Source organism: Saccharopolyspora soli (assembly GCF_022678645.1).
Lineage (GTDB): Bacteria > Actinomycetota > Actinomycetes > Mycobacteriales > Pseudonocardiaceae > Saccharopolyspora > Saccharopolyspora soli.
Window position 1 is genome coordinate 1 of record NZ_JALBWV010000009.1, and the last position, 16,297, is coordinate 16,297.

Sequence of the window (16,297 nt, forward strand, 5' to 3'; positions counted from 1 at the left end):
GGGGGGCGCGCCCCCCCGGGGGGGGGGGGGGGGGGGGCGGGGGGCCCCCCCCCCCCCGCCGCCGGGGGGGCCCCCCCCCCCCCCCCCCCCCCCCCCCGGGGCCAGTTCGGAGCACAACAAAGCACAGCGAATCCGTACGTGGGACAAGGAGGTCCGATGTGGACGCTGAAAAAGCGCCTGGGAGAGATGCAGAACCTGAGATAACAACTGATACTCGGGTGTGGAAAGCGGGTCGGCTGGAACCGATGCCGATCCGCAAACTGCCCGAATCACCACCTTCTGTGCACTTTCTCGGCCCCACGGTGTTCTTGGTCGCACTCGGGGTCGGCATGGGCGAGTCCTACCTGTGGCCTCGATTAGTGCTGCTGTTCGGGCCGGAGATCCGCTGGCTGTTCTTCATCGGCGTTACCCTGCAGGCCGTCGTGATGCTGGAGATGGCCCGCTACGCGATGGCAACCGGTGAGAGCATCTTCTCCGGCGCGGCCCGAATCGCGAAACCGATAATGTGGTTCTTCTTCATCACAGCGATCGCCGTCTACATCTGGCCTGGCCACCTGTCAGCGGGTGCGGCAGCGCTGGAGCAGGTCACCGGAATCCCGTGGCAGGCATCGGCGGTCATCGGCATGCTGCTGGTGGGCGTGGTGTTCACACTGGCCAAGGTGATCTACGACGTACTCGAAAAAGTGCTGTCGTTGACGATCGGCATCCTGGTGGTGGGCACCGCGGTGGTCGCCGCGATGGTCGGGAACCTCTCCGACCTGACCAGCACCCTCACCGGGATGTTCCACTTCGGCTACTTCCCGGCCGACGCGATGTCGGCGCAGTGGTTCCCGGTCGTGGTCGGGGCCATCGCCTTCGCCGGTCCGTCGGGTATGCAGCAGATGTGGTACACGCTGCACCTGCGGGACAAGGGCGCGGGCATGGGCGCGCACATCCCCCGGATCCGCGGCCTGCGCAGCGCCAAGGAAGAAGAGGCGATGCCCTCTCGCGGGTTCATGTTCGACACCGATGATCCCGACGAGTTGCGCAAGTGGAAGGGCTGGCGGCGCTGGGTCACCTTCGACGCGTTGCTGCTCTTCTGGGGCATCACCATGTTGGTGACCATCTCGTTCACCGTCCTCGCTCAGTCCGCGGCACGTGAGAACCCCAACGTGAAGGAACTGATCGCGGCCGGTGACCAAGATGCGTCGCTGAACGCGATGGCCGATGCTTTCGGCTCGGCGGGCGCACCGGTGCTCGGTTCGGTGTTCCTCCTGTTCGTCGCGCTGATCGGTCTCAACGCAACACTCGGCCTGTTCGACTCGTTCTCCCGCGGTCAGGCCGATATGACGTACCACTTCGTGCCGGGTGCACGGCGGTTCCGGTTGTCCCACCTGTATGCCGGGTTCCTCTGGGGCCTGATCATCCTGGGCATCCTGATCCTGCTGTTCGGTCCGGCCGATGGCCCCGCCTCGATCCTGGACACGCTCTCCTTCCTGTCCGCGTTCGCGATGGGTGCCTACTGCATCGTGCTGCTCCTGGTGAACAACATCCTGTTGCCCAAGCCGATCCGTCCGAACCTGCTGATCAACCTGATCATCGGTTTCGGTGCGGTGTTCTACCTCGGGATGCTGTTCTACTGCCTCTTCGCCTACGGAGTGGTCGTGAGTTGACATGAAACTCACCAGCCAGATCACCACGCCGGGATTGGTAATCGGGACCGTCGCTGGCCTGTTCGCAGGCGGGCTGGCGATGGTCAGCGGTATGCCGCCGAGCTGGGCCGTGGTCACCGCGGTCACGCTCGGCCTGCCATTGGTCGTGCTGGGTGCGGGCTGCAGTGTGCTGCGGGCGCGAGGGGTGCTGCGTAGCGGCGCCTTCGCGCCCGTGGCGCTCTACTGGCTGATCGCGTTCCCGATCGCACGGCTGTTCCAGGAGGTGGCTACCCGCCTGGTGCTCAGCGAGCAGTTCGCGTTGCCGCCGGACCTGCTGGCATTCCTGGCCTTCCAGGGGTTGGTCAGCGTCGGGTTCGCGATCGGCTTCGTGTGGGTGCAAGAGCGGATGTGGCGAAGCGGGTGATGCCTTGTGGGCCGAGTGACCATCGAATTCGACCTGGCGGCCGGTTTCCTGGTCAGCGGAGGTGCGGTGCGCCGCGCCGATGAGCTCCTCGGCATCCGCTGCTGCGCGGGCGCGAGCGACGACGGCTCCAACACCGACAACGTGCTGGACGTCGCGTTCGCGCCCGACGCCACCCCGCCCGGCATCCCATCCCGCACGGGAAGCCGGACATGACCGGGCAGTGGCCGATGATCGGCCTGCACACGCCGAACCTGGAGGTCCGCGACCACCACGGCCGCCGGTACCGGGTCGGCGAGCAGCCGCAGGACCTCATCGGGCGCTCCCGCGAAACGATGCTGCGGCTGTGCTGGTTGCCGATGCTCGTCGTCGGCACCATGCAGTACGCCTATGGCGCGGCGGTGCCCGCGCTGGCCGCCACCGGGCACAGCACCGGCAGCCTGTTCTGGGCGCTGGCCGGATGGGCGGTTTTCCAAGCTGGGGCAGGCTTCCCGGTCGCGCACTTGCGCCAACGCAACCGCGTCGGACCCCGAACGGTGCTGGTCGCGGGCGCATTCATGTGCGCGGCCGGGATTCTCAGCTTGGCACACGCGAATACCCTGCTCGGACTGCTCGTGGGGTATTCGATGATCGGCGGTACCGGCGCCGGTCTGGTCTACGCCGCGTGCACTTCGACGGCGGGCAAGTGGTTCCCCGAACGGGCCGCGGCGCGGGTCGGTTTCGTCACCGGCGCGTTCGCCTACGGTTCGACCCCGTTCGTCGTCGCATTGGTGCTCAGACCGCAGAACGTGACCGCGGCGCTGGACGTTTTCGCTCTCGTGCTGTTCGTCGCGGTGCTGGGCTGCGGGTTGCTGCTGGCCGACCCACCGCGTGACTGGTGGCCAGCGCACGTCGATCCCCGGCAGTGGGCGCTGACCGGTCCCGGCCGAGCGAGTCCGCCCGCGGTGCGGCAGTACTCGGCCCGCGAAGCGCTGCGCACCTCGGTGCTGCCGGTGATGTCGGCGTGCTTGTTCTGCGCCGCAACGGTTTCGCTGTTCAACGCCGCCTTCCTGGTGCTGTTCGCGGCAACGCTGGCACCGGCGTTGGCCGCAGCGGCGTTCGTGGCGACCAACGGTGCCGGTCGAGCCCTGGCGATCCCGGTCGCCGGTCGGATCGGGTGCCGCCGCACGCTGCGCTGGGTGGTCACGATCCAGGCGATCGGCCAGATCCTGCTGCTGGGCGCGGTCGTGCAGCAATCGACGGCGCTGATGGTCATCGGTGCCACGGTGGCCGGAATCGGCGGTGGTGCGTTCTACCCGCTGTTCGCGGCGCTGGCGCGCGAATTCTTCGGCGAACAGCGCAGCGCCGAGGTGCACGGCCTGATCTACAGCGCCAAGGCGGTCAGCGGGGTGGTCGGCATCGGCTTGGCCGCGCTGGCCACCACGCAGTGGGGCTTCCCCGCCGCCCTGCTCGCCGCAGCCGCGCTGTCGCTGGTATCGGCCGTCCTATGTGGATCGTTGCGCCGCCCCGGCCTGCCGAAGACGCTGCCGTCATCGGCGTGGGGGGGGGGGGGGGGGGGGGGGGGGGGGGGGGGGGGGGGGGGGCGGGGGGGGGGGGGGGCCCCCCCCCCCCCCCCGCCCCCCCCGCCCCCCCCCCCCCACGACTCAGGTCCGCTCTCACACCGCAACGATCTCGGCTCCGGGTAGCGCCCGGAACGGGGCCAGCACTTCGGCGGACGCGTTGCGGTCGGTCACCAGGGTCCAGGCCGCGGGCAACGGAGCCCAGGCGTTGAACGGGGTCGCGCCGAGCTTGCTGCTGTCGGCCAGCACGTAGACCTCGCGGGCGCGCGCCATCATCTGCTCCTTCAGGCGGGTCTGCAGCAGGCTCGCCTCGCAGATCCCCAGCCGCGCGTCCAGGCCGTCCGCACCGAGGAAGACCTTGTCGGCGGTCAGCCGGGTCAGCGTCAGTTCGGCCAGCGGCCCGACGAACCCCTGGCTGATGTGCCGCATCTCCCCGGCCAGCGCGATCACCTGCACCGCGTCGGCGTCGGCCAGTTCGGTCAGCGTGGTGATCCCGTTGGTTATCACCGTAAGCCCGGCGCGTTCGCGCAAGTGGTGGGCCAGTCGGCCGGTGGTCGTCCCGGCGTCCAGCAACACCGTCTCCGCCGCGCCGATCCGTTCGGCGGCCCACCGCGCGATGCGGTCCTTCTCCGCAGTGGCCAGCGCGGTGCGCTGCCCGAGCGACGGTTCAGTGGCCGTCGCGGGCATCGCGCCGCCGTAGGTGCGGGCGAGCTTGCCCTGCTCGGTCAGCAGCGACAGGTCGCGGCGGATGGTGGACTGGGTGACCGCCAGCGACTCCGCGAGTTCTTCCACCTGCACCGCGCCCTGCTCGGTGACCAGCCGCTCGATCAACGCGCGCCGCTGGCCCGCGGACATCCGGGGGCCGAAGTCCGTGCTCACCCGGCAATCCTCCCAGTCACGGCCGCCGGGCCAGCGCGGCGGCCTGGCGCAGCGCCTCGACCATGCTGCCCGCCTCGGCCCGGCCGGTTCCGGCGATGTCGAAGGCGGTGCCGTGGTCCACCGAAGTGCGGATCACCGGCAGCCCCACCGTGATGTTCACCCCGGCCTCCAGGCCCAGGATCTTCACCGGCCCGTGGCCCTGGTCGTGGTACATCGCCACCACCAGGTCGAAATCGCCCCGCCCGGCGCGGAAGAACACCGTGTCGGCGGGCAGCGGCCCCTGCGCGTCGATGCCGTCGGCGCGACAGGCCGCCAGCGCGGGCACGATCTTCTCTTCCTCCTCTCCGCGGCCGAACAGCCCGTTCTCCCCGGCGTGCGGGTTGATGCCGCACACCGCGATCTTCGGTTCGGCGATGCCGGAATCGACCATCGTGCGGTGGCCGCGCCGGACGGTGCGCTCCACCAGACCGGGGTCGATGCGCTCGATGGCGTCGACCAGTCCGATGTGGGTGGTCACGTGGATGACCCGCACCTTGCCGGTGGACAGCATCATCGACACTTCGGGCACCCCGCACAGCTCGGCCAGCAGCTCGGTGTGGCCGGGATAGCGGTGCCCGGCGGCGTGCAGCGCCGCCTTGTTCAGCGGTGCTGTGCAGATCGCCTGCACAGCACCGGCCATGGCCAGCTCGGCAGCCTTCGCGACGTACTGGTAGGCGCCCTCACCAGCCAACTCGGAGAGTTCGCCGAAAGGCAGATCACCGGGAATCCCGCCCACGTCGAGCACCTCGATCACGCCCGGCTCGCCCGTCGCCTGCGCGGGCGAGCCGACGGCCTTGAACCGCACGTCGACCCCGCAGATCTCGGCCGCCTTCGCCAGCCGCGCGGCGTCGCCGATCACGACGCAGCGGGCCAGCGCGCGCACCTCCGGTTCCACGAGCGCGCGCACGACCACCTCGGGTCCGACGCCAGCCGCATCGCCCATCGTGACCGCAATGGTGGGCACGTTCATCTGAGTCCCTTTCCCGAACGAACCGCGGTGACGGCTCGGTGCAGTGTTTCCGGCGTGCCGAAGCCGCCAGCTTTGGTGATGACGTAACCGGGCTGCGGCTCGGTGCGCGCGAGCACCACACCTGGTTCGAGCTCGTTGAGCAACCGCAGGCCGGTGACGCCGCGGCGGCTCAGCACCGCGCGGGCGGTCTCGCCGCCGGTGAGCACCAGCAGCCCCGCGTCGCGCGTCGCTGGCGCGCAGATCTCGGCCAACGCGGCGTTGAGCCGACGGGCCGCTGTCACCTCGATCGGACCGTCCAGCGTGACGACCACATCGCCGGTCGCCAATTCGTCGCGAAGCTGCTCGGACATCCGCGCCAGCGCGGCGGCGTCCGCGTCGAGCAAGTTGCGCACCGATAATCGCCGGGTGTGCGCGAACCGTTCGGCCAGGAATTCGGCCTGTTCGCGGGAAACCCCGCTGGCGCTGCCGACCACCGCGAGCGCGTTGCCGCCGACCGGAGGCGGCGGTTCGACCTCCCGGCCCGGCCGCAGCTGCTCGGCCAACGCGTCGGCCAGGCCCGCCGAGCCCACCCAGTACGGCTGCCGCTGGGCGGCCATCCCGGCCGACGCCACGGCCCGCAGGTCGCTTTCGGCCACCGCATCGCAGACCACGACATCGGATTCGGCGAGCAGTTCGGCGAGTTTGACCCGCAGCGCCACGGGATTCCCGCGGATCGAAGCGAGTGCCACGTGCCGCACCGACAGCGGCTTGAGCGCCGAGGCGACGTCCACCGGCGGATCGGCCGCTTCCGCAGCCCAGGAATCGGTGTGGTGCAACGGAATCCCGTCGATGTGCACGACCCCGCCGAGCACCGTGCGCCCGGTGGCCGGGGAAGCCGGGCACAACAGCACCCCGGCTCCCTCGGCGTGCTCGACGACCGCGCCGATCTCGGTGGCGAGGTTCCCGCGCAGCGTGGAATCGATCTTCTTGAACACCACCCGACCGGCGGCGTGACCGCGCAGCGCGGCCGCTACCCGCTCGGCGGCCTCAGCGGCTTCGAGGTGTCGGCTGTCGGTGTCCACGACGAACACCTCGGCGTCCCCGGCGTCGTCCAACGCCAACAAGGTGCGCATTTCGCGCAACGCGAAGGGAACACCGGAATCACCGGCACCGCTGAGGTCATCGGCCACGACCAAGACTCGCGATCCCATGATCACCTGCTCTTCCGCTCGCCAGCAGTCATCCAGCCGCTCCCCGCGCACCAGCGCAGCGCCGGTTACACCATAGTTACAGCTGCGCGAATCACGCAATGTTCTAGGTAGCAGTGAGCACAACGCGCAAAGGCACCACCCACTCGATCGCAAGGCGTACCTGTTGCACGCCACGAGACGAGTCGCCGCAACAGGGCCGAAGGGCTCGGATTTGTGATTTTCAGCTGCTTTTCGCTGGCACTCCCGAGCGCTAAACCGCCTCTCCGGGCACACCCGTCACGGCAGCCACGATCGTTGCCCAAATGGCGGGACTGCCCTACCGAAGGGCCTTCCACCCGCGGTTATCGTGGTCGTCAACAGCCCGCGAGCTATTGACGTTGGGAACCGCCATGGCTGAACCACACGGCGTCGACCACTTCGACGCGACCTTCGCGCGCGACCTCGCGTGGGCGCAGAAGCTCCGCGAGCAGCTCGCCGAGATGCCGACCATCGAGGAACCCGAACAGGTCGATTGACCGCTGGCCTCTGTTCTGTAAGCGGCGTAGCCGCTTGCGGTGTGGGACTCAGCTGGCACCGCCGCGGGTTCTCAGAGGTTTTCTCGCGAGGACAGCCCCGACGTGGTGAATTGGCATTCATGATGTCGGGGATCCCACAGCGAGAAAGCCTCTGAGGTTCCGCCACCCGCACCGCCACGCAAACCACTTCAGGAATCAATCTCCTACTCGTCCGGTTCCGCGGCGCGTCCGGCTGGTAGGTGTTCGGCGAGCAGTTCCAGCAGCACGTTGACGTCGACCGGTTTGCTCAGGCATTCGGTGGCCCCGGCCTCGATGCTCTGCTCGCGGTCGCCCTTCATCGCCTTGGCGGTGATCGCGATGATCGTCAGGTCCTGGTAGCGCGGCATCTCCCGGATGATCCGGATCGTGGCGTTGCCGTCCATCTCCGGCATCATCACGTCCATCAGCACGATCACGATGTCCCCGTGCTGCTGCATGGCGTTCAGCCCGGCCAGCGGGTTGTCCGCGTGCACGACCTGCAGGCCGTGCTGCTCCAGCAGCGCGCTCATCGCCTGCACGCTGCGGTAGTCGTCATCGACGAGCAGCACCTTCTCCCCGTTGAACTGCAGGGACGCATGCTCCTCCGGCTCACCGCTGCGCAGCATGTGCTGGTGGCCCTCCTGGCGGATCAGCTCGGTGGACCGCAGCGGCGGATCGATGCCTTCGACGGCCACGTCCAGACTGCTCTCCGCCGAGCTCGGCACGTAGCTGCGCATCGGGCGCTCCGGCGATTCGGGCACCGGCTCGGCGCTCACCGCGGGCTTGGGCACGGCGGGTTTGGCCGCCACCGGTGGCTGGACCGGCAGGTACAGCACGAAGGTGCTGCCCTGGCCGGGCTCGCTGTGCACCTGGAGTTCGCCGCCGAGCAGGGTGGTCAGCTCGCGGCTGATGGACAGCCCCAGACCGGTCCCGCCGTACTTGCGGACCGTGGTGCCGTCCACCTGCTGGAATGCCTCGAAGATCAGGTTGAGCTTGTCGGCCGGGATGCCGATGCCGGTGTCGCGCACCGAGAACGCCAGCCGTTGGCCGGCGCGGCGCAGCGCCTGGGTGTGCACCTCGGTGGGCTGGGCCGGGCGGATCCGCAGCTCGACGCCGCCCTTGTCGGTGAACTTCACCGCGTTGGACAGCAGGTTGCGCACGATCTGCTCCAGCCGGTTGCGGTCGGTGCGCAGGCTCGGCGGCACCGACGGTGCCACGACCACCGAGAAATCCAGGCCCTTGTCCGCCGCCAGCGGCCGGTACAGCGACTCCACGTGCGCGGCGAGGTCGGCCAGTTCGACGTCCTCCGGGAGCAGGTGCATCTGCCCGGCCTCCACTTTGGACAGATCCAGCACGTCGTTGATCAGCTGGAGCAGGTCGGTGCCCGCCTGGTGCACGGTCTTGGCCAGGTCCACCTGCTGCGAGGTGAGGTTGCCGTCCATGTTGTCGGCCAGCAACTTGGCCAGGATCAGCACGCTGTTGAGCGGGGTGCGCAGTTCGTGCGACATGTTGGCCAGGAACTCCGACTTGTAGGCCGACGCCTGGGACAGCTGCCGGGCCCGCTCCTCCAACTCCTGCCGGGCCTGTTCGATCTCGATGTTCTTCAGCTCGATGTCCCGGTTGCGGCTGGCCAGCAGCGCCGCCTTCTCCTCCAGTTCGGTGTTGGAGCGCTGCAGTTCGTTCTGCTGCTGCTGGAGCTGCTCGGAACGCGCTTGCAGTTCCTTGGCCAGATGCTGGGATTCGGCCAGCAGCGCCTCGGTGCGCGAGTTCACCACGATGGTGTTGACGTCGACGCCGATGGTCTCCTTCAGCCGTTCCAACAGGTCCAGGTGCACCAGGGTGAAGGCGTGGATCGAGGCCAGTTCGATCACCGCGAGCACCTCGCCCTCGAACAGCACCGGCACGATCGCCACGTTCGTCGGCGCCGTGTCACCGAGCCCAGAACTGATCCGGACGTACTCCGGCGGCACGTCGGTGACCAGGATCGACTTGCGGTCCGCCGCGACCTGCCCGACCAGCGACTCGCCCAGCTCGAAGCGCAGCGGCGGGACGTCGTCGCGAGCGCTGGGACGGCCGTACCCGGCGGTGCGCTCCAGGATCACCCGGCCGTCCTCGCCCTGGCGGGCCAGGAAGAACGCGCCGCACTGGGCCGACACCAGCGGGGCCAGCTCGGTCATGATCAGCTGCGCGAGCGCGTCCAGGTCGTGCTGCCCCTGCATCAGCGCCGAAATCCGCGCGAGGTTGGTCTTCAACCAGTCCTGTTCCTGGTTGTCATTGGTGGTCTCCTTGAGGTTGCTGATCATCGCGTTGATGTTGTCCTTGAGCTCGGCGACCTCGCCGGAGGCGTCCACGGTGATCTGCCGGGTCAGGTCGCCCTCGGTGACCGCGGTAGCCACCTGCGCGATGGCGCGCACCTGGGTGGTCAGGTTGCTGGCCAACCGGTTGACGCTCTCGGTCAGCCGCCGCCAGGTGCCGGAGACGTCGGCGACCTCGGCCTGGCCGCCGAGCTTGCCCTCGGTGCCGACCTCGCGGGCCACCCTGGTCACCTCCGCGGCGAACGCGGACAGCTGGTCGACCATCGTGTTGATGGTGGTCTTGAGCTCCAGGATCTCGCCGCGGGCGTCCACGTCGATCTTCTTGGAGAGGTCGCCGCGGGCCACCGCGGTGGTCACCTGGGCGATGTTGCGCACCTGGTTGGTCAGGTTGCGGGCCATGATGTTGACGTTGTCGGTCAGGTCCTTCCAGGTGCCCGCGACGTTGGGCACCCGTGCCTGGCCGCCGAGGATGCCCTCGGTGCCGACCTCGCGGGCCACCAGCGTGACCTGCTCGGCGAACGCGCGCAGCGTCTCGACCATCCCGTTGATCGTCTCGGCCAGCGCGGCGACCTCGCCCTTGGCCTCCACCGTGATCTTCTTCGACAGGTCCCCACCGGCCACCGCGGTGGCCACCTGCGCGATGCTGCGCACCTGGTTGGTCAGGTTGTCGGCCATGATGTTGACGTTGTCGGTAAGGTCCTTCCAGGTACCGGCCACGCCGTGCACCCGTGCCTGGCCACCGAGCTTGCCCTCGGTGCCGACCTCGCGGGCCACCCTCGTCACCTCGTCGGCGAACGCCGATAGCTGGTCGACCATCGTGTTCAGGGTGTTCTTCAGCTGCAGGATCTCGCCGCGGGCGTCCACGTCGATCTTCTGCGACAGGTCGCCGCGGGCCACCGCGGTAGCCACCTGGGCGATGTTGCGCACCTGCACGGTCAGGTTGTTGGCCATGAAGTTGACCGAGTCGATCAGCCCGCGCCAGGTGCCAGCCGCGCCGGGCACCTCGGCCTGACCGCCCAGCCGCCCCTCGCTGGCCACCTCACGCGCCACCCTGGTCACCTCGTCGGCGAACGCCGACAGCTGGTCGACCATCGTGTTGATGGTGACCTTGAGCTCGCGCATCTCGCCGGAGACCTCGACGGTGATCTTGCGGGTCAGATCACCGGCGGCGACCGCCTTCGCGACGTGCGAGATGTCGCGGAGCTGGCCGGTCAGATCGGCGGCCATCCCGTTGACCGCGTCGGCCAGGTCCCGCCAGGTGCCCACCAGGCCCGGCACCTGCGCCTGGCCGCCGAGCTTGCCTTCGGTGCCGATCTCCCGCGCCACCCTGGTGATCTCCTGGGTGAACAGCGACAGCTGGTCCAGCATGTCGTTGACCGCCGTACACAACCCGGCCAGCTCGCCGGGCAGCGCCATGTCGGCGGCGCGGCGCGGCATCCGCTGCGACAGGTCGCCGCGGGTCAGCGCCCCCAGCACCCGGTTGAGCTCGGCCATCGGCTCCAACAGGGTGCGAACCATCCCGTTCACCGAGTTGGCCGCGACCGTCCAGCCGCCCTGCGAGCCGCCGTTGAAGTCGATCGGGGCGATCGGCCACTCGCCCCGATCCGCCGCGGCGCTGACCCGCTGCAACTCGCCGACCAGGTACTGGTTGCGCTCGGCGAGTTCGTTGAACACCGTGGCGACCTCGGACGCCATCCCGCTGCCGGAGAAGGTCAGGCGACGGCGGAAGTTGCCGTCGCGCAGCTCCCGCAGCCCCATCACCAGACGGGCCAGCAGCGCGTCATCGGACATCGGCGCAGCACCATCGAACTCCGCGGACGAAACGTCCGGGGGCTGTGACGACATGAGGGCCTCCCGCCGCACCCCGCTCAGCGCTTGTTGCGCGAATCGCGGTCCAACCGCAGCTCGGTGGCCAGCACGGCGGCCTCGCTGCGGTGCCGCATCGCCAGCTTCGCCAGCATCTGGGACACGTAGTTCTTGATGGTTTTCTCGGCGAGGTACATGCGCTTGGCGATCTCCCGGTTGGTGAGTCCCTCGCCGATCAGTTCCAACACCTGCCGCTCCCGCGCGGTCAGCTCGCGCAGCGGATCGGCCTGCTGCTGCTCCTTGCGCAGCCAGGACAGCATCGCCTCGGTCTTCTTCGGGCTCAGCAACGACTGGCCAGCCCCGGCGGTGCGGATCGCGGTGACCAGTTCCTCGCTGACCACGCCCTTGAGCACGAATCCGGCGGCACCGGCCATGATCGCGTCCATCAGGGCGTCGTGGTCGTCGTAGGAGGTCAGCATCAGGCAACGCAGGTCGGGCAACTGCGACTGCAGTTCACGGCACAGCTCGACGCCGTTGCCGTCCGGCAACCGCACGTCCAGCACGGCGACCTGCGGCTGGGCCTTGGGGACCCAGGCCAGCGCTTCCGCGACCGTGGCGGCTTCGCCGACCAGTTCGAGGTCCGATTCGGCCGCCACCAGGGCGGCGATACCCCGCCGAATCACATCGTGGTCATCGACCACGAACACGCGTGTCGTCATCTGAATTCTCCGCCCCCTTCGCCCCGACTCGTCAGGAGGGCACTGACCAGGATAAATACCCTGTCACCCGAACGCTGCTCGGAGTTGCTCGAAGGGCGGCGACCATCCGCGCCCGGCCGGTCGCCGGGCGCTGGACACGGCTGCTCACTTGCTCGCGTAGACACTCTCCACGAAGTGCGCCAACTGGTCATCGGTGAGGTGCCGGGCCAGATCGGCCTCACTGATCATGCCGACCAGCCGGTGCTCGGCGATCACCGGTACCCGCCGGATCTGGTACTGCTCCATCATCGACAGCACCTGGCCGATGTCGGACGTGGCATCCACCCAGTGCGGGGTGCCCTGGGCCAGTTCACCGGCCTTCATCTCGGCCGGGTTGCGGCCTTCCGCGCAGCAGCGCAGCACGATGTCCCGGTCGGTGATGATGCCGTGCAGCCGGTCGTCCCGACCGCAGATCGGCAGGGATCCGACCTTGAGATCGCGCATCATCTGCGCCGCCTTGTACAGGCTCTCGTCCTCGCCGATGCACTGAGCCCCGGAATGCATGATGTCGCGCGCCGTAGTCATGGCTGTTCCTTTCGACTGCGGTCCTGGGTCCTAGCTGCCCTGGCACTACCCGCAGCACCCGGCGGCGAAACCGCTGTGGACGATCGAGCCGATCAGCCGGGGCGATTCGCCGAAAACCGCTCCGGACCACGCCCAGGCGGATAAACTGCCCCGAGATCGAGCACCGCCCAGGGGAAGCAGATGTTCACCAGAATCAACACCTTCCCCGAAGCCGAGATCACCGAACGCCTCCCCCGGCCCCTGCCAGCGTTCGCCCGCGCCCAAGTCCTGGCCATCGCCGCACTCGTCGCGGCACTCCTGCTGGTCCTGGCGGCGCGTTACGACTACGTCACGGACGAGCTCTACTTCCTGGCAGCCGGGAAGTTCTACCCGGCCTGGGGATACATGGACCAGCAACCACTGGTCCCGCTGCTGGCCGCTTTCCTGGACAGGGCGTTCCCCGGCTCGCTGTTGGTCTTTCGATTACCTTCAGCACTGGTAACAGCACTGGGCGTAATCGTCACGGCCTTGCTGACCCGAGAACTGGGCGGGGGCGCAAGAGCCCAAACCCTGGCCGCAGCGGCATATTCGCTGTCTCCGTGGCTGTTGCTGAACGGCCACTGGCTGACCGCCGCCACGATGGAACCGCTGCAGTGGACCACGATGCTCTGGCTGCTGGCCCGCTGGACCAGGCTGACCGACCGGGGAATCCGCCGAGACCGACTGCTGGTCCACGTCGGCCTGGTGGCAACCCTGGCGCTGCAAACGAAATTCCAGGTGGTCGCCTTGATCGCGGCGCTGCTGCTGAGCATCGCGATCGTCGGCCCGAGAAGCATCTTCGGCAGACCGCTGCTGTGGGTGGCGGCAGCGATCCCGTCGGTGACGGCGATCCCGACGCTGTGGTGGCAAGCCACCAACGGCTGGCCCGCATTGGACATGAGCACGGCGGTGAACAACGAGAACGACAGGCTGTTCCTGCTGCCCACCGCCCTGTTCTACGCGGGCATCGCGGTAGGCGCGGTGTTCTGCTGCTACGGCCTGGCCCAACTCCTGCGCGCTCCCGCGCTGAAACCGTTCCGGTTCCTCGGCTGGACCACGATCATGGTGTTCCTGTGCTTCCTGCTCGCCGGTGGCCGTCCGAACTACGTCGCCGGGCTGTACGGGCTGCTGTTCGCGGCGGCTGCCGTCGGCTTGCAGCACAGGACCGGAAAGCTGCACTGGCCCGCTTACCTGCTCTCCGCGGTCCTGCCGCTGGCGGTCCTGCCGATCTACCCGCTGGATTTCCTGGCCCGCCACCCCGAATTCCCGAGCTATCCGCGCCTCTACGAAACGGGCTGGCCCACGCTCGCGGACACGGTCGCCCGCGCATACCGGGCGTTACCACCCGACCAGCAACGCCACACGGTGCTCATCGCCGAGAACTACTACCTGGCCGGGGCGCTCGACGTCTACGACCGAAAGGTCGGCCTGCCCCGCGCCTACAGCCCGCACCGCGGTTACTGGTTCTTCGGCGCGCCACCGGAAACGGCCGACACCGTGCTGTACGTCGGCAACCAGCAACCGCTCGCGCGCTATTTCGGCCAGCAGCGCGAGCTCGCGACGGTCGAGACGGGCTTGGTGAACGTGGCCCAGGGCAACACGCTCACCCTCTACCAGGGCCCGAAGCAGCAGTGGTCGAGCCTGTGGCCACGAATCCGCACCATCTGATCGGGCGTCCCCGCCCCTGTGCCACGGGCACCGATGCTCACCTGGGCGGCCAAGGCCCGCCGGGACGCGGGCCGTGCGGCCCCGGTGGCTGCGGCGGCCGGTGTCCCGGCGGCGGGCCCGGCGGGCGCGGTTGGTAGGTCGGCAGCTGCGCCGCCGTCAACCGCACTGGCGGGGCGAAGAAGCCGGACCGCTCCTGGCGCGCCCACGGCGGCGGCGGTGCCTGCGGCATCCGCCGGAAGAACGCATCCCGCGCGGTCCGCATCAACCCCAGGATCGCCTCCCGCCGCGCGAAGAACTTCTGCGGCGGGATCGTCGCGTTCTCGGCGTGCGCGTGCAGCAGTGCCAGTTCGGTAGCCGCCAGCTGGTAGTCGCCCATCGCACGCGCGCCGGTCGTGCCCGCCTGCGTGCGCGCCCAATGCCGGGCTTGCCGACGTCCGGACAGGCTGCCGAGCATCCGCACGTCGTTCGGTTGCACCAGGCCGCTGGGGATGTAGGCGGGCAGGTACCTGCGGATCAGGTGGACCAGCCGCTTGCGGTCCAGCACCAGGAGCACGATCAGCCCGATGAGCACCAAGAACTGCACCAGGTACGCCACCACCAGGCCCGCGAAACCTGCCAGCGTCAGGCTGCCGTTCCACAGCGCGTGCAGGAACACCGCGCCGCACCAACCACCGACCACGGCGAAGAACCGACCAACGCCGCGGTGCGTGGCGGCGTAGGCGACGCCGAGCCCGGTCATCGCGGTGTACAGCGGGTGGCCCAGCGGCGCGACCACGCCGCGGATGAGCACCGTCGCCCAGATCTCCCCGGTCTCGGCACCCAACCCCTGCATGTAGTACAGGACGTTCTCGACCAGCGCGAAACCCAGCCCGCACATCGCGGCGTAGACGATCCCGTCCGTCGGCCCGTCGATCTCGTGCCGCCGGACCCACAGCAGGTACAGCAGCAGCGCGCCTTTGAAGCTCTCCTCGACGACCGGCGCCACGATCGACACGGTGACCGCCGAGGCCAACTCCGCGCCCAGTGCCGGTGCCATCAGGATCTCGCTACCGGTGTTCACGATCAGCGCACCGATGATCGCCACCCCGGCGCCCCACCCGAACGCCAGCCACAGGTTCAGCTGCGGCTCGGGTTCCAACCGGTCGATCAACAGGATCAGCGCGATGAGCACGATCGCGGTCGGCAGCGCCAGCGCCGTACCGATCACCACGTCGACCGGCCCGCCCTGCATCAGGTAGAACGTCAGCGCCAGCAGCAGACAGCAGCCGGACACCACCAAACCGATGATCAGCGGTATCGGCGCACGATTGGAGCTGCGACCTTCCAGAACCGACCTAGGACTGAGCGCGGGCATGCCTGCGAGCGTAGGAGATCGCCCCCTGCCACCACCGGCGAACCCGGCCAACTGGTGGTGCGATCCCGCCGGAGGAGACCCGGATCACCGCGAATCCAGATCTACCTCGGCGCGCAAGATGCTGTACAGCACGCAGTCCCGCCACCGGCCGTCGCGGAAACCGTAGCCGCGCAGCACCCCTTCGCGGGTGAACCCGGCCTTCTCCAGCGAGCGCTGCTCGGCGACGTTGGTCAGCTCGGTGCCCGCCTCGATCCGGTTGACCTGGGTGTTGGCGAACAGGTACCGCACCAGCAACCGCTGGGCTTCGGTGCCGTGCCCCCGACCGCGCGAATCCGGCTGGAGGTTGACGCCGATCTCCCAGCAGTGCGACGTCGGACCGGTCGCCACCCGGTGCCAGGACACGAAACCGACCAGTTCCTGCTGGGTGACGGCCAGCAGGACGCCCTGCTCGTCACCCAGCAGTCCGGTCTCCTCCCACCGCTTGGCCATCAGGCCCGGTTTCCGCCAGCCCCACCAGTTGTACGGCGCAGCGGACACCGGATCGTTGATCAACCGCTCCAGTGCGACCAGGTCGTCTTCCTGGACGGGTCGCAGTTCCAGCTCTCCCACGCCCGGAGAGCCTAGAGAGCCG

The 16,297-nt window shown here is 68.9% G+C and carries 14 protein-coding genes; 6 read left to right on the forward strand and 8 right to left on the reverse strand.

Translation table 11 applies throughout. The features are described 5' to 3' along the window. Positions 1-245 precede the first annotated feature (245 nt). From MOQ72_RS08705 to MOQ72_RS08720, 4 genes are read left to right on the forward strand one after another with little or no spacing between them, the layout of a single operon-like run. Positions 246-1,652 carry an Nramp family divalent metal transporter gene (locus tag MOQ72_RS08705; protein WP_242181770.1) on the forward strand — a complete coding sequence of 469 codons (1,407 nt, stop codon included), beginning with the start codon at positions 246-248 and terminating at the stop codon, positions 1,650-1,652. 1 nt (position 1,653) lies between these two features. After that, complete coding sequence (locus tag MOQ72_RS08710) at positions 1,654-2,055, forward strand: hypothetical protein (protein ID WP_242181772.1); 402 nt, start codon at positions 1,654-1,656, stop codon at positions 2,053-2,055. 15 nt (positions 2,056-2,070) lie between these two features. Then, positions 2,071-2,268, forward strand: coding sequence for a hypothetical protein (locus tag MOQ72_RS08715; protein ID WP_242181774.1), 198 nt, complete (start codon positions 2,071-2,073; stop codon positions 2,266-2,268). Then, positions 2,265-3,737, forward strand: a complete 1,473-nt coding sequence (locus tag MOQ72_RS08720) for an OFA family MFS transporter (protein ID WP_242181776.1) — start codon at positions 2,265-2,267, stop codon at positions 3,735-3,737. Before MOQ72_RS08715 ends, MOQ72_RS08720 begins: the two co-directional genes overlap by 4 nt. On the opposite strand, the gene MOQ72_RS08725 is transcribed toward MOQ72_RS08720, so the two are convergent. From MOQ72_RS08725 to MOQ72_RS08735, 3 genes are read right to left on the reverse strand one after another with little or no spacing between them, the layout of a single operon-like run. After that, positions 3,708-4,490 (reverse strand): DeoR/GlpR family DNA-binding transcription regulator, encoded by a 783-nt coding sequence (locus MOQ72_RS08725; RefSeq protein WP_242181779.1) that lies wholly within the window; start codon positions 4,488-4,490, stop codon positions 3,708-3,710. The genes MOQ72_RS08720 and MOQ72_RS08725 overlap by 30 nt on opposite strands. A 16-nt stretch (positions 4,491-4,506) precedes the next feature. Then, positions 4,507-5,499, reverse strand: coding sequence for a 4-hydroxythreonine-4-phosphate dehydrogenase PdxA (gene pdxA, locus MOQ72_RS08730; protein WP_242181781.1), 993 nt, complete (start codon positions 5,497-5,499; stop codon positions 4,507-4,509). Next, on the reverse strand, positions 5,496-6,689 hold the full coding sequence (locus tag MOQ72_RS08735) for a four-carbon acid sugar kinase family protein (RefSeq protein WP_242181783.1): 1,194 nt from the start codon (positions 6,687-6,689) through the stop codon (positions 5,496-5,498). The genes pdxA and MOQ72_RS08735 overlap by 4 nt, the downstream gene beginning before the upstream one ends. Positions 6,690-7,078: 389 nt before the next feature. Between MOQ72_RS08735 and MOQ72_RS44390 the strand changes: the two genes are divergently transcribed. Further along, positions 7,079-7,204: a hypothetical protein gene (locus tag MOQ72_RS44390; protein WP_277953778.1), complete on the forward strand. Its 126-nt coding sequence runs from the start codon at positions 7,079-7,081 to the stop codon at positions 7,202-7,204. A gap of 203 nt (positions 7,205-7,407) precedes the next feature. Here the strand turns inward: MOQ72_RS44390 and MOQ72_RS08740 are convergent, their stop codons facing one another. The 3 genes from MOQ72_RS08740 to MOQ72_RS08750 all read right to left on the reverse strand — a co-directional run bounded on the left by MOQ72_RS08740 (position 7,408) and on the right by MOQ72_RS08750 (position 12,626). Then, complete coding sequence (locus MOQ72_RS08740) at positions 7,408-11,382, reverse strand: HAMP domain-containing protein (protein WP_242181785.1); 3,975 nt, start codon at positions 11,380-11,382, stop codon at positions 7,408-7,410. A 23-nt stretch (positions 11,383-11,405) separates the two neighbouring features. Continuing rightward, positions 11,406-12,062: a response regulator gene (locus MOQ72_RS08745; RefSeq protein WP_242181787.1), complete on the reverse strand. Its 657-nt coding sequence runs from the start codon at positions 12,060-12,062 to the stop codon at positions 11,406-11,408. Positions 12,063-12,206: 144 nt separating this feature from the next. Next, a complete protein-coding gene (locus MOQ72_RS08750; RefSeq protein WP_242181789.1) occupies positions 12,207-12,626 on the reverse strand; it encodes a CBS domain-containing protein in 420 nt (139 codons plus the stop codon). A 180-nt stretch (positions 12,627-12,806) separates the two neighbouring features. Between MOQ72_RS08750 and MOQ72_RS08755 the strand changes: the two genes are divergently transcribed. Further along, positions 12,807-14,312 carry an ArnT family glycosyltransferase gene (locus MOQ72_RS08755; RefSeq protein WP_242181791.1) on the forward strand — a complete coding sequence of 502 codons (1,506 nt, stop codon included), beginning with the start codon at positions 12,807-12,809 and terminating at the stop codon, positions 14,310-14,312. Positions 14,313-14,349: 37 nt separating this feature from the next. Here the strand turns inward: MOQ72_RS08755 and MOQ72_RS08760 are convergent, their stop codons facing one another. Together MOQ72_RS08760 and MOQ72_RS08765 are read right to left on the reverse strand one after the other, a co-directional pair. Continuing rightward, positions 14,350-15,666, reverse strand: coding sequence for a PrsW family intramembrane metalloprotease (locus MOQ72_RS08760; RefSeq protein WP_242181793.1), 1,317 nt, complete (start codon positions 15,664-15,666; stop codon positions 14,350-14,352). Positions 15,667-15,750: 84 nt separating this feature from the next. Then, positions 15,751-16,275 carry a GNAT family N-acetyltransferase gene (locus MOQ72_RS08765; protein WP_242181794.1) on the reverse strand — a complete coding sequence of 175 codons (525 nt, stop codon included), beginning with the start codon at positions 16,273-16,275 and terminating at the stop codon, positions 15,751-15,753. Positions 16,276-16,297: the final 22 nt, after the last annotated feature.

What these genes read in the sequence shown, in the direction of transcription:
- MOQ72_RS08710 (WP_242181772.1), top strand. Translation starts at nt 1,654, where the DNA reads ATGAAACTCACCAGCCAGATCACCACGCCGGGATTGGTAATCGGGACC.
- MOQ72_RS08760 (WP_242181793.1), bottom strand. Translation starts at nt 15,666, where the DNA reads ATGCCCGCGCTCAGTCCTAGGTCGGTTCTGGAAGGTCGCAGCTCCAAT.
- MOQ72_RS08735 (WP_242181783.1), bottom strand. Translation starts at nt 6,689, where the DNA reads ATGGGATCGCGAGTCTTGGTCGTGGCCGATGACCTCAGCGGTGCCGGT.
- MOQ72_RS08750 (WP_242181789.1), bottom strand. Translation starts at nt 12,626, where the DNA reads ATGACTACGGCGCGCGACATCATGCATTCCGGGGCTCAGTGCATCGGC.
- MOQ72_RS08720 (WP_242181776.1), top strand. Translation starts at nt 2,265, where the DNA reads ATGACCGGGCAGTGGCCGATGATCGGCCTGCACACGCCGAACCTGGAG.
- MOQ72_RS08705 (WP_242181770.1), top strand. Translation starts at nt 246, where the DNA reads ATGCCGATCCGCAAACTGCCCGAATCACCACCTTCTGTGCACTTTCTC.
- MOQ72_RS08745 (WP_242181787.1), bottom strand. Translation starts at nt 12,062, where the DNA reads ATGACGACACGCGTGTTCGTGGTCGATGACCACGATGTGATTCGGCGG.
- MOQ72_RS08755 (WP_242181791.1), top strand. Translation starts at nt 12,807, where the DNA reads ATGTTCACCAGAATCAACACCTTCCCCGAAGCCGAGATCACCGAACGC.
- pdxA (WP_242181781.1), bottom strand. Translation starts at nt 5,499, where the DNA reads ATGAACGTGCCCACCATTGCGGTCACGATGGGCGATGCGGCTGGCGTC.
- MOQ72_RS08740 (WP_242181785.1), bottom strand. Translation starts at nt 11,382, where the DNA reads ATGTCGTCACAGCCCCCGGACGTTTCGTCCGCGGAGTTCGATGGTGCT.
- MOQ72_RS44390 (WP_277953778.1), top strand. Translation starts at nt 7,079, where the DNA reads ATGGCTGAACCACACGGCGTCGACCACTTCGACGCGACCTTCGCGCGC.